Below are 12,685 nucleotides of genomic sequence, written 5' to 3' on the forward strand. Positions count from 1 at the left end.
GGAGGCGCATTATAGGGAGTTCTGAGACGTTGACAAGCCCTGTTTGCAAAAAATCTTTCAACCGTCTCTTTTTTGTGCAAAAGGCTATGAAAGCGGTAATTTTTCCAGCGATTCGAAGCCGTAACGCTGCAAAACGCTCAAAAGCTGTTCAGTTTCAGCCGTTAACGCCATACAGTACGCAATATTGGCATCACCCGATTTTGCATCAGGCGCTTCATGCTCTAATAGCCAGGCGGTTCGACGCGCAATCGCCGCCCCGGAGTCGATCATTCTTGTCCCTTCCGGCAGAACCTGCTGCAGCTCCTCTTGTAATAGAGGGAAATGCGTACAGCCCAACACAACCGTATCAGGCGGCTCCTGCATTCGCAGCCAGGGACGCAGAATACGTCGCAGCTCATCCAGCGGAACCGGCTCGCCGTGCAGCTTGGCTTCTGCCAGCTCAACCAGCTCTGCCGATCCCAGCATTTCGATTTTGCATTCATTCGCAAAACGAGCAATCAGTTCGCGCGTATAAGGACGTTTTACCGTCCCGCGCGTCGCCAGCAGACCAACAACGCCATTCGCCGTTAATCGTGCCGCGGGTTTTATCGCAGGAACCACGCCGACAACCGGAAACGCAAATTTGTCGCGCAAGGCGGGGAGGGAAACGGTACTTGCGGTATTACAGGCAATGACGGCCAGCGCCAGGGGGTAACGCTGCTGAACCGCGGTGACAATCTCCAGAACGCGTTCAACAATAAACTCTTCGCTTTTCTCGCCGTAGGGGAAAGCAACGTTGTCGAAAGCGTAGATATAATGCAGATTCGGCAAAAGCTGCCGAATCTCATTGTAAACCGACAGCCCACCGACGCCGGAATCAAACACCAGCACGGTGGGACGTGGATCAGAAGGTGTAGCTGCCAGACAAGTAGTATTCTCGTCCTGCAGTTTGGTAGCCATAAGCTGTCTCGTAATCTTTATCGAACAGGTTAGCTATTTTACCACGAACTGTCAGTCGATCGGTGATCGGATACGCTGCAGAAACGTCTACCGTGCTGTAGCTCGGCAAAATTCTTTGCGTATTGTTGTATTGGGAGGTGTTGTTGTCGTAACGCTTCCCATAATACTGCCACGACACATCCATATCGACATTAAACACGGACCAGTCCAGCTGATACTTTGCCTGTCGTTTAGAACGCCGGGCCAGCACTTCACCGTTATCATCGTTACGCGGATCAACATACTGCAACGTTACGCGATGGCTAAAAATACCGGTATCAATACTTCCCGTCCATTCCACGCCTTTAATCGTGGCGGCATTGATATTGTCGTACTCCCCCTCATAGGTAACAGGATCGGAGTAATAGGTAATCAGATTACTAATCTTGTAATGGTACGCGGATAAGCGCCAGTCAACAGGGCCGGTAAGCCCCTCCAGCCCCGCCTCCCACTGTTTCGACTCTTCAGGTTTCAGATTAGGATTCGCGTTGATACCAAATCGGGTTGAGCCAAACTGTTGTCCTAAAGAAGGCGCAAGGAAGCCGGTACCGTAACCGATAGTCAGGCGATAATTTTCAACAAACTCCCATCCTGCGGTAGTCTGCCAGGTACCGTGCCAGCCAAACTGCTCATCGTGATCTTCACGTCCGGAAGCTTCGAGGGTGACATCACCCACTTGCTGCTGGCCCGTCAGATACAGCCCCGTGTTATCACGCTTGTAGGTATCCGACAGCGCCGTATCTGACGACGTTAAACGCTGCTGCTGCCAATCGACCCCTGCGCTGACCGAGCCGTGACCGACAATAACGTTATTGCCCCATTGAAGATTACGCTGCGTCATCCTGTCGAGCGTCGTCCCATCATTATAACGACCATAAATACTGCTGTAGTTATAGTCCTTTACCTTCTGATAGCTGGCGATAAGCTGAGAGGAGTAAATACCGGAATTGAAGTTCAGCCCGGCATCCCAGCTTTGGTTATAGAGCTGGTTTTCATCTGCGCTGTTGGCCGGACTATACGGCGGGCTTCCAAGATCGTAATCAGAGTTGTTGGTGTAGCTGTGTCCGCGGAAGAAACCGTCAAAATTCTCGTTAAATTTATGCTCAAGACTGCCCCAAAACGTTTTATTACGGAAACCATCGCGATCGCCGTCGTGATCCCAGGTTGAATCAGGCTGAACGTTAAAGCCTTTATTGCCCTCATAAGAGCCCGCAACTGTCGCGACCGTATCGCCAAAGCGATGGCGCAGAGTACCGTCATATTGTTGGTACCCTTTAGAACCCACCCCAGCGGTAATTTTGGATTGTTCTTTATCGGAATGCGTAATGACGTTAATCACGCCGCCCATTGCGCCGGAACCATAAATCGCCGAACGCGGGCCGCGGATATATTCAACTCTCTGCACCAGCGATAGCGGAATCTGGTTCAGGTCAGGATTATTGGTGATACCCGGTCGGGCCATGGGAACGCCATCAACCAGAACCAGAACCTGTTTGGCTTCAGTACCACGGATGAAGAGCGAGGAAGATTGCCCCATCCCCCCATTTTGCGCGACGTCCACGCCAGGCAATCGGCGCATTACATCGTTCAAATCTTTCGCCTGCCAGCGATCGATCTCTTCCCGCGTCACAACATCGGTCGGCGCAAGGACCGTGTTGACCGGTTGTTGAAAACGATTTGCTGTCACCACTAACGTATCTGAATTGCTGTCCTGCGCCCAGCCGGAAAAAGCCGTGACGGAGAGCGCCGTCATCAGCGAAGCTTTTTTAATCATTTTAAAAGCATCCGTAATATGCAAAGGATGCCGCCGGCTCTATCAATAGCACGCGATGATAGAAACCAAATGCGACGTATTCCGGCAGGTCTTCGGGCTTGGGGTGTTTAATGGATGAGGACTTCCCGCTAAATAACCGCAGTGTCTGCACTATGCGCTCATCCCACTTTTCCTTACCGCTGCGCGTCAGCTCCAGATTTGCACTGGATTCCCTATTAACTCATAGGACCGGTAACACGATGCTATAATTAGAAACATATAGATGTCCAGACTTCTACGGTGATATTTCCTGATATCATCAGGGCTGGACATCCCCAGCGCTTTCCCTACAATCCCCGCGTACTTATTTTATTCAGGATACATCATGACCCCCGAACACCTTCCTACCGAACAATATGAAGCGCAGCTGGCAGAGAAAGTCGTCCGTTTGCAGAAAATGATGGCGCCTTTCAGCGCCCCGGTTCCGGAAGTGTTTCGTTCGCCGGTCAGCCACTATCGCATGCGCGCAGAGTTCCGCCTGTGGCACGATGGCGATGACCTGTACCACATTATGTTTGATCAGCAGACCAAATCCCGTATTCGCGTCGATACCTTCCCGGCCGCCAGTGAACTCATTAATCAATTGATGACTGCCGTGATTGCCGGCGTACGCGATAACCCGGTACTGCGCCATAAACTGTTTCAGGTGGATTATCTGACCACCCTAAGCAACCAAGCGGTGATATCGCTGCTGTATCATAAAAAGCTCGACGACGAGTGGCGCCAGCAGGCGGAGCGTTTGCGCGATGCGCTGCGGGGGCAAAACCTGAATGTGCATCTGATTGGCCGCGCAACGAAGACGAAAATCGAGCTGGATCAGGATTATATTGATGAACGCTTACCGGTTGGCGGGCGTGAAATGGTCTATCGCCAGGTAGAGAATAGCTTCACCCAGCCGAACGCAGCGATGAACATCCAGATGCTGGAGTGGGCTATTGATACCACGAAAGGCGCAACCGGCGACCTGCTTGAGCTGTATTGCGGCAACGGCAACTTTTCGCTGGCGCTGGCGCGTAATTTCGATCGCGTGCTGGCAACAGAGATTGCTAAACCATCCGTCGCAGCAGCGCAATACAACATTGCCGCGAACCACATTGATAATGTGCAGATTATCCGCATGTCGGCGGAAGAGTTTACTCAAGCGATGAACGGCGTGCGGGAGTTTAATCGCCTGCAGGGCATCGATCTGAAGAGCTATCAGTGCGAGACGATTTTCGTCGATCCGCCGCGCAGCGGGCTGGATAGCGAAACGGAGAAAATGGTGCAGGCGTATCCGCGTATTCTGTATATCTCCTGCAATCCGGAGACCCTATGCCAGAACCTGGAAACGCTCAGTGATACCCACGAGGTCACGCGCCTGGCGCTGTTCGACCAGTTCCCGTATACCCACCATATGGAATGCGGCGTACTGTTAACGAAGAAGTAAAGCTGCGGCAGGAAACCCGGCAACAGCGCTGTTGCCGGGCGATAGATTATTCAGCGATCGCGCTCTTGCGGTTGCGCACTTTGTAGCCAATCCAGAACACCATAATCACCGACAGAACCGCCGGGAAGAAGTTAGAGCCGATGTCCGGATATTCCGCGCGCACAACGGTGCTATAAACCAGCACGCCGAGAATAAAACAGGCGGCGGCAAGCCCCGGCAGACCCACGGGCATACTACGATTTTGATAGCGCTGATGCAGACAGTAAACCGTCAGCACCAGCGACAAAACAGGGAAAATGGAAAAAGGGACAATTGAACTGAATAGCGCAGCGAAGGTTCCATTAATGGATAAACCTGCGATCAGCGCCAGCAGCAGCGTACCTCTATCTTGTACTGAGTGTTTCATTGCTCGTCCTTCACGTTATTCGGAATGATTTGAAATTTTTTCTTGTTCACGGCGATACCAATAATACGCGCCTTTCGAGATCATTCTGAGCTGCAGCACCAGGCGCTCTTCCAGCTGCCGACGCTGCTCCGGACCTACATCCAGGGCCTCGGCGCCGGCGCTAAATACGATGGTGACCATAGCTTCAGCCTGCGCTTCGGTAAAGGCGCGCGGCATATGGTTTTCGATTTCTAAATAGTCGGCAAGTTCCGCGATGAAATGCTGAATTTCACGCGCCACGGCGGCACGAAACGCCGCGGATGTACCGGAGCGTTCACGCAGCAGCAGACGGAAGGCATTCGGGTTGTTACCGATGAATTCCATAAAGGTGGAAACAGAGGTACGAATGACGCTGCCCCCTTTGGCGATACGCTGCCGCGCCTGACGCATCAGCTGACGCAGCATCAGCCCGCTTTCATCCACCATGGTCAAACCCAGCTCATCGACATCGCGGAAATGGCGATAGAAGGACGTTGGGGCGATCCCGGCTTCCCGCGCCACTTCGCGCAGGCTCAAGCTGGCAAAACTTCGTTCAGCACTTAGCTGGCTAAATGCTGCTTCCACCAGCGAACGCCGGGTTTTTTCTTTTTGTTGCGCTCTTACGCCCATCACGTTGTCTGAATCCTTCCATAAGCCCTTCCGGCACTATACCAGAGATTAGAACCAATCGGTTTACACTGGATTGTGAATGATTGTTTACGAGCTGTTTCTGCTTTTATGCCGCAAAAAAGCACAACGATAATTGGGTTAAAGCGCGCCGAATGTTATCATTGTGTTTATTTTATGTATAAAACAGGTGAGTAATGCCATGTCACACTCTTGGGATTATGATGCAATTGTGATTGGTTCCGGTCCGGGCGGAGAAGGTGCCGCCATGGGGCTGGTGAAACAGGGAGCACGCGTTGCCGTCATCGAGCGCTACCATAACGTCGGCGGCGGTTGTACCCACTGGGGTACCATCCCGTCAAAAGCCCTCCGCCATGCCGTCAGCCGTATTATCGAGTTTAACCAAAACCCCCTCTACAGCGACCATTCCCGTCTTCTTCGTTCTTCCTTCGCCGACATCCTGAACCATGCCGACAGCGTCATTAACCAGCAAACCCATATGCGTCAGGGTTTCTATGAGCGCAACCACTGTGAAATCCTGCAGGGCAACGCCCATTTTGTTGATGAACACACTATCGCGCTGGAATGCCACGACGGTACCGTGGAGACGGTGACGGCGGAAAAGTTCGTCATTGCCTGCGGTTCACGCCCCTATCACCCGGCAGACGTCGACTTTCATCATCCGCGCATTTATGACAGCGACTCGATCCTCAGCCTGCATCACGAACCGCGCCATGTGATCATTTATGGCGCCGGGGTGATCGGCTGCGAATATGCGTCGATCTTCCGCGGGATGGAGGTCAAAGTGGATCTGATCAACACCCGCGATCGTCTGCTGGCGTTTCTCGATCAGGAGATGTCTGATTCGCTCTCCTATCACTTCTGGAACAGCGGCGTGGTGATTCGTCACAACGAAGAGTACGAAAAGATTGAAGGCGTTGATGACGGCGTCATCATGCATCTGAAATCCGGCAAAAAGCTCAAGGCGGACTGCCTGCTCTACGCCAACGGCCGTACCGGGAATACCGACTCTCTGGCGCTGGAAAATATCGGTCTGCAGACCGATAGCCGCGGTCAGCTAAAGGTCAACAGCATGTACCAGACCGCCCTGCCGCACATCTATGCTGTCGGCGATGTGATTGGCTATCCGAGCCTGGCCTCCGCCGCGTACGATCAGGGGCGCATTGCGGCCCAGGCGCTGGTGAAAGGCGAAGCATCTGCGCATCTGATTGAGGATATCCCTACCGGGATTTACACCATTCCGGAAATCAGCTCGGTCGGCAAAACCGAGCAGCAGCTGACGGCAATGAAGGTGCCTTATGAGGTCGGGCGCGCGCAGTTCAAGCACCTGGCGCGAGCACAGATTGTCGGTATGAGCGTCGGTACGTTGAAGATCCTGTTTCATCGCGAAACGAAAGAGATCCTCGGCATTCATTGTTTCGGCGAGCGCGCGGCCGAAATTATTCACATCGGCCAGGCGATAATGGAGCAGAAAGGCGGCGGTAACACCATTGAGTACTTCGTTAACACCACCTTTAACTATCCGACAATGGCGGAAGCCTATCGGGTAGCTGCGTTGAATGGCTTAAACCGCCTGTTTTAACGCCGCGTCGAAATGGCCATCCATTTTACTGCGGATGGCCTCCGCCAGATGTTCATAACGGCTACGCAGCGGAGAACCCGGGCGATAAACCAGCCCAACGGTACGTCTCGGTTCCGGCTTAATGCAAGGCACATAGACCACGCCATCGCGCTTTCTCTCCTGCGGCACGGCTAAGGCGGGCAACAGGGTGATGCCGCTACCGGCAGCCACCATGTTACGCAGCGTTTCGAGACTGGTCGCGCGGAAGTGGGTGTCTTCATCGGCGCCGGCTTCAAAGCAAAAGCCCATCGCCTGATCGCGCAGGCAGTGGCCATCTTCCAGCATCAGCAGTTTTTCACCGGCCAGATCCGACATCGGCACGCACTCGCGGTTTGCCCACGGATGATCTTCATAGATAGCCAGCATCATTGGCTCATCAAACAGCGGCACTTCAATAAAAGCTTCGCTCTCTTTGACCAGCGCCAGAATTGCGCAGTCGAGCTTACCGCTATCAAGCTGGGCCAGCAGCTGATGGGTTTGCGCTTCATGCAGATACATTTCCAGCTTCGGAAAGGTCTGGTGCAGCATGGGGATAATCAGCGGCAGCAGATAAGGGCCAATGGTCGGGATCAGTCCGATATGCAATGGCCCGGACATGGTCTCTCCCTGCTGGCTCGCCATTTCCTTAAGCACTTTGACTTCGCGTAGCACGGTACGCGCTTGATCCACCAGCAGCAGCCCTGCCTGGGTGAACAGAACCTTACGGCTGGTGCGCTCCAGCAACATCACGCCGAGTTCATCCTCCAGCTTACGGATCTGCCCGCTAAGCGTAGGTTGACTGACGTGGCAAGAATCCGCCGCACGGCGGAAGTGGCGGTGTTCAGCTAGCGCTACCAGATATTCAAGATCGCGAATATTCATTATTCATCCTCCATCGCCACGATAGTCCATGGCGATAGATAGAATAGCAACGAACGATTATCCCTATCAAGGTTTCTGTTCAATAATAAACCCATAAATGAGGAAAACTTCAGAAAATCATTGAGCTTCCTCATCAGTTCTCTACCCGGATAACTAAAGCCAACGTGAACTTTTGCGGACCTTGTGTCCGCTTTTTTTTTGCATAAAAAAGCCCGGAGTTACCCGAGCTTCCTTTATTTAATACCTTTCAGGCAGTGAACAGATAGCTCAAACCAGGCGCGATTTAGCGTCGGCAATCGCCTGAGCAACCTGCTGCGGAGAAACGCCGCCTTTAGCCGCTCGCTTATCCAGACACGACTGCAGCGAAAGAATCGGATAGACGTCATCAGCAATAACGCCGCTAAATTTTTGTAAATCGGCCAGAGGGAGATCTTCCAGCGGTTTGCCCTGGGCAATGGCTTCTACTACCGCTTCACCCACAATATGGTGCGCCTCACGGAACGGTACGCCTTTAGCTACCAGATAGTCCGCCAGCTCGGTAGCATTCGCGTATCCCTGCTGCGCGGCTTCTTCACAGCGCGGGCGTTTCACCTGAATACCGTCAAGCACCAGCGCCGCCATATGCAGGCAGTCGAGCCAGGTATCAAGCGCGTCAAACAGGCCTTCTTTATCTTCCTGCATATCTTTGTTGTAGGCCAGCGGCAGCCCTTTAAGGGTCATCATCATGCCGGTCAGGGCACCCTGCACGCGGCCGCATTTACCGCGGATCAGCTCCAGCGCATCCGGGTTTTTCTTCTGCGGCATCAGGGATGAACCCGACGTCACGCGGTCAGAAAGCTCCACAAAGCCCGCTTCGCCGGTATTAAAGAAGATCAGATCTTCGGCAAAACGCGACAGGTGGACCATGCCGATTGAGGCATCAGACAGCAGTTCCAGGACGTGATCGCGATCGGACACGCTGTCCAGGCTATTGCGGGTCGCCGTTGCGAAACCCAGCCAGCCGGCAAGCTGTTCGCGATCGATTTCATAGGCGGTCCCCGCCAGCGCGCCGCAGCCCAGCGGGCTGACGTCCAGACGCTTCAGCGCATCCTGCAGGCGACTTTCATCACGCGCCAGCATTTCGACATAGGCCAGACACCAGTGAGCGAACGTCACCGGCTGCGCGCGCTGCAGGTGAGTATAGCCCGGCATGACCGCGTCCTGATTAGCCTCCGCCGTCTCAACCAGCGCGCTTTGCAGCTGACGATTCGCCGACAGCAGCTCCACCACGGTATCTTTGCACCACAGCTTCAGGTCCGTTGCGACCTGGTCATTACGGCTGCGCCCGGTGTGCAGCTTTTTGCCCAGTTGGCCAACCTTGTCGATCAGTTTACCTTCTACCCAGCTATGAATATCTTCCGCATCGCTTTCGAGGATCTGCTGCGGATTAGCCCGTACTTCTTCCAGCAGAATGTTCAGCGCCTCTTCCAGCTTCTGCTGTTCATCAGCGGTCAGTACGCCCACCGTCACCAGCGCTTTGGACCAGGCAACAGAGCCAACGATATCCTGCTCCGCCAGGCGATAGTCAAAGCGCAAAGAGTCGTTGAACTGTTTGAACCGCTGATCCGCTGCCTGAGTAAAACGCCCACCCCAAAGTGCCATAACATGCTTCCTTAATATCTTTGAATTTTATTGCCCGGCGGCGCTGCGCTTACCGGGCCGACAAAATGATAAATTGATTATGCCAGAATACGCGTGCCGATCGGCGTACCGTTAAACAGTGCAGGGAGCTGCTCTGCGTGCCGCCAGGAGGCGATATCGACCGGGCGGCCTAATGTCCGCGCCGCGTCCAGAGCCGCATTCACTTTGACGATCATTCCGTCGGTGATAATGCCCTGCTCGATCAGTTGTTCAGCTTTCCCGGCGGTCATTTCAGCAATACGCTGACCTTTGCCATCGAGAATGCCGCTCACGTCTGACAGCAGAATCAGGTCTGCGCCAAGCGTTGCCGCCAGCGCGGTCGCCGCCTGGTCGGCGTTGACGTTCATTAACTTACCGTCATCGGTAACGCCGATGGAGCTGACAACCGGCAGATAACCGCCCGCCAGCAGCGTGTTAATCAGCGCCGGAGAACCCGGCTGAGCAAATCCGACATGGCCAAGCTCTTCATCAAGCTGCGTCACTTTGACGCTATCGCCATCGCCGAGGAATAGCCCAACGGAAGCCAGGCCGTGTTTCTTCGCCCACGCCAGCAGCGTTTTATTGGCGGTTCCCGCCAGCGCGCCGGTAATAATGTCGATCTGATCCGCCGGGGTGACCCGCAGACCATTTTTCTTGTTCACCGGCAGATTAAGCTGCTTCATCAGTTCATCCACCACGCAGCCGCCGCCGTGCACAATAATTAGCGGGCGCTGATGTGATTCACGGTAGTTCACCAGGGCAGTAAACAGGCGCTCCAGCGCTTCTTCGCTGTCCAGCAGGACGCCGCCGAGTTTGATAATTAAAGGATTCATCATCACACCTTAAATAAGAGACTGCGTCTCAGCGAAGCCGAAACGAATGTTAGCGCACTGTACGGCCTGCGCGGCCGCACCTTTCAGCAGGTTATCTTCCGCCGCCACCACGATGATATGTTCATCCTGGACTGCAAAACCGATATCACAGAATGGCAGACCCACGACATTTTTCAATGCAGGGACCCCGCGATCGTATAAACGTACCAACGGTTTATCCGCATAGGCCTGCTGGAACACCGCCGCGACCTGTTCTTTACTGACGCCGGGCTTCAGACGGCAGGTAATGGTTTCCAGAATCCCACGCTTAAAATTGCCCAGATGCGGGGTAAAAATAACGTCCGCGCCCAGGTGGGTGGAGATTTCCGGGTGATGGCGGTGATTGAAAACGCCGTAGGGTTGCAGGCTGACTTCGCAGAAGCTGTTACCGAGAGAGGCTTTACGCCCGGCGCCGCTGACCCCGCTGGTCGCGTTGATCACCGGCCACTGGTTAAGATCCAGCAGTCCCGCATCGATCAGCGGTTTTAACGATAGCTGAGCCGCCGTCGGGTAGCAGCCGGGTACGGCAATCAGATTTGCTTCTTTTAGCTTTTCGACGCTCCACTCGGCCAGGCCGTAAACCGCCTGTTCAAGCAGTTCAGGGTGCTGATGAGTGAAACCATAATATTTTTCATAGAAGGCGCCGTCATTCACGCGGAACGCCCCGGAGAGATCGAACACCACGCAGCCCGCCGCGAGAAACTGCGGCGCCAGATCGTGGCTCACTTCATGGGCGGTAGCCAGAAAAACGACATCGACTCCGGCGCTAAACTCGCTGATATCAGACATCGGCTGCAGCGGCAGATCGACAATCCCTTTCAGTTGCGGATGCAAATCGGAAACTAATTTTCCCGCATCATTGCTTTGCGCGGAGACCGTCAAAGCGGTTATGGTCATATGAGGATGGCGATTTACATAGGCCACTAGCTCTGCGCCGGCATAACCGCTGGCGCCCACAATCAGCGTGTTCAACATTGGGGCTCTTCACCTTCTTGCTTACGTATATTTGCCCTGGAAGACCGTTGCCTTCCCCACCCTGTTGAGCCGTAAGCGCATCATCCTTACGTTCGATGGGTTTCCTTACGCTCAACGATAATGTATTTTTATTCACAAATAATGCATGAATATTGATACTATCACGACCCGAGGTGTGTCAACAATGAAAAACAATTTACCGCCCTTTATCGAGATTTACCGCGCGCTGATCGCCACACCTTCCATCAGCGCAACCGAAGAGGCGCTGGATCAAAGCAATGAGTCTTTAATCAATTTACTGGCGGGCTGGTTCCGTGATATCGGCTTTAATGTTGAAGTTCAGCCGGTGCCGGATACGCGTAATAAATTCAACCTGCTGGCGAGTACCGGCCACGGCGCAGGCGGCCTGCTGCTTGCCGGGCACACCGATACCGTCCCGTTTGATGATGGCCGCTGGACTCGCGATCCTTTTACCCTGACCGAGCACGACAATAAGCTATACGGCCTGGGCACTGCGGATATGAAAGGCTTCTTCGCCTTTATTCTCGATGCCCTGCGCGACGTCGATGTGGCTAAACTGAAAAAGCCGCTCTATATTCTGGCAACGGCCGATGAAGAGACCAGCATGGCCGGCGCGCGCTATTTCGCCGAAACGACCCAACTGCGGCCGGACTGCGCCATTATCGGCGAACCGACTTCGCTGCAGCCGGTACGCGCGCACAAAGGCCATATCTCTACTGCCGTTCGCGTTCAGGGGCAGTCTGGCCACTCCAGCGACCCGGCACGCGGCGTCAACGCCATTGAGCTAATGCACGATGCCATCGGCCGCATCATGCAGCTGCGCGATGACCTGAAAGAGCGTTATCACTACGCCGCATTTACCGTCCCGTATCCCACACTTAACCTTGGGGCCATTCACGGCGGCGATGCCTCCAACCGCATTTGCGCCTGTTGCGAACTGCATATGGATATTCGCCCGCTGCCCGGAATGACCCTCAACGATCTTAACGGGCTGCTGAACGAGGCGCTGGCACCGGTGAGTGAGCGTTGGCCTGGTCGCCTGACCGTTGCTGAACTGCATCCGCCGATCCCTGGCTACGAATGCCCACCGGACCATAAGCTGGTTGAGGTAGTCGAAAAACTGCTCGGCGCGCAGACCGACGTGGTCAACTACTGCACCGAAGCGCCGTTTATTCAGACCCTCTGTCCGACGCTGGTATTAGGCCCGGGCTCGATTAACCAGGCCCACCAGCCGGATGAGTATCTGGAAACGCGCTTTATTAAGCCAACCCGCGAGCTCATTACCCAGGTGGTCCACCATTTCTGCTGGCATTAAAACGCGCGCCCTCTGGTGATTTTTTTCCGCACGAGAGGGTGACAATTATCACGTTTTCATAAGCAACACTTA

At 54.2% G+C, this 12,685-nt stretch carries 11 protein-coding genes and 1 riboswitch; of the genes, 3 read left to right on the top strand and 8 right to left on the bottom strand.

The genetic code is table 11. The annotated features are described in order from the left end of the window. Window positions 1-84 precede the first annotated feature (84 nt). Window positions 85-939 carry a glutamate racemase gene (murI, locus tag KO1_RS22905; RefSeq protein WP_004116931.1) on the bottom strand — a complete coding sequence of 285 codons (855 nt, stop codon included), beginning with the start codon at window positions 937-939 and terminating at the stop codon, window positions 85-87. Continuing rightward, window positions 884-2,752: a TonB-dependent vitamin B12 receptor BtuB gene (gene btuB, locus KO1_RS22910; protein WP_024274870.1), complete on the bottom strand. Its 1,869-nt coding sequence runs from the start codon at window positions 2,750-2,752 to the stop codon at window positions 884-886. The genes murI and btuB overlap by 56 nt, the downstream gene beginning before the upstream one ends. Before the next feature lie 67 nt (window positions 2,753-2,819). Next, window positions 2,820-3,000, bottom strand: a riboswitch (cobalamin riboswitch). Between the two features lie 116 nt (window positions 3,001-3,116). Here btuB and trmA point away from each other — a divergent pair. Further along, window positions 3,117-4,217 carry a tRNA (uridine(54)-C5)-methyltransferase TrmA gene (trmA, locus tag KO1_RS22915; RefSeq protein ID WP_047720468.1) on the top strand — a complete coding sequence of 367 codons (1,101 nt, stop codon included), beginning with the start codon at window positions 3,117-3,119 and terminating at the stop codon, window positions 4,215-4,217. A gap of 46 nt (window positions 4,218-4,263) precedes the next feature. On the opposite strand, the gene KO1_RS22920 is transcribed toward trmA, so the two are convergent. Both KO1_RS22920 and fabR read right to left on the bottom strand, forming a co-directional pair. Continuing rightward, on the bottom strand, window positions 4,264-4,623 hold the full coding sequence (locus tag KO1_RS22920) for a YijD family membrane protein (protein WP_004107583.1): 360 nt from the start codon (window positions 4,621-4,623) through the stop codon (window positions 4,264-4,266). A 15-nt stretch (window positions 4,624-4,638) separates the two neighbouring features. Next, the gene (gene fabR, locus KO1_RS22925) at window positions 4,639-5,274 is read right to left on the bottom strand and encodes an HTH-type transcriptional repressor FabR (RefSeq protein WP_004107582.1); all 636 of its coding nucleotides are present in this window, start codon (window positions 5,272-5,274) and stop codon (window positions 4,639-4,641) included. Window positions 5,275-5,470: 196 nt separating this feature from the next. Here fabR and sthA point away from each other — a divergent pair, with 196 nt between their 5' ends. Further along, window positions 5,471-6,871 (top strand): Si-specific NAD(P)(+) transhydrogenase, encoded by a 1,401-nt coding sequence (gene sthA, locus KO1_RS22930; protein ID WP_004116922.1) that lies wholly within the window; start codon window positions 5,471-5,473, stop codon window positions 6,869-6,871. On the opposite strand, the gene oxyR is transcribed toward sthA, so the two are convergent. From oxyR to argC, 4 genes are all read right to left on the bottom strand, one after another. After that, window positions 6,854-7,771, bottom strand: coding sequence for a DNA-binding transcriptional regulator OxyR (gene oxyR, locus KO1_RS22935; RefSeq protein ID WP_004107578.1), 918 nt, complete (start codon window positions 7,769-7,771; stop codon window positions 6,854-6,856). The genes sthA and oxyR overlap by 18 nt on opposite strands. A gap of 267 nt (window positions 7,772-8,038) precedes the next feature. Next, window positions 8,039-9,412 (bottom strand): argininosuccinate lyase, encoded by a 1,374-nt coding sequence (argH, locus tag KO1_RS22940; protein WP_004116920.1) that lies wholly within the window; start codon window positions 9,410-9,412, stop codon window positions 8,039-8,041. Window positions 9,413-9,489: 77 nt separating this feature from the next. After that, window positions 9,490-10,266, bottom strand: coding sequence for an acetylglutamate kinase (argB, locus tag KO1_RS22945; protein WP_094298910.1), 777 nt, complete (start codon window positions 10,264-10,266; stop codon window positions 9,490-9,492). Between the two features lie 6 nt (window positions 10,267-10,272). After that, window positions 10,273-11,277 carry an N-acetyl-gamma-glutamyl-phosphate reductase gene (argC, locus tag KO1_RS22950; RefSeq protein ID WP_004116918.1) on the bottom strand — a complete coding sequence of 335 codons (1,005 nt, stop codon included), beginning with the start codon at window positions 11,275-11,277 and terminating at the stop codon, window positions 10,273-10,275. A 184-nt stretch (window positions 11,278-11,461) separates the two neighbouring features. Here argC and argE point away from each other — a divergent pair, with 184 nt between their 5' ends. Beyond that, window positions 11,462-12,613 carry an acetylornithine deacetylase gene (argE, locus tag KO1_RS22955; RefSeq protein WP_004116916.1) on the top strand — a complete coding sequence of 384 codons (1,152 nt, stop codon included), beginning with the start codon at window positions 11,462-11,464 and terminating at the stop codon, window positions 12,611-12,613. Window positions 12,614-12,685 lie beyond the last annotated feature (72 nt).

The organism is Klebsiella oxytoca NBRC 105695 (assembly GCF_001598695.1).
Taxonomy (GTDB): Bacteria; Pseudomonadota; Gammaproteobacteria; order Enterobacterales; family Enterobacteriaceae; genus Klebsiella; species Klebsiella oxytoca.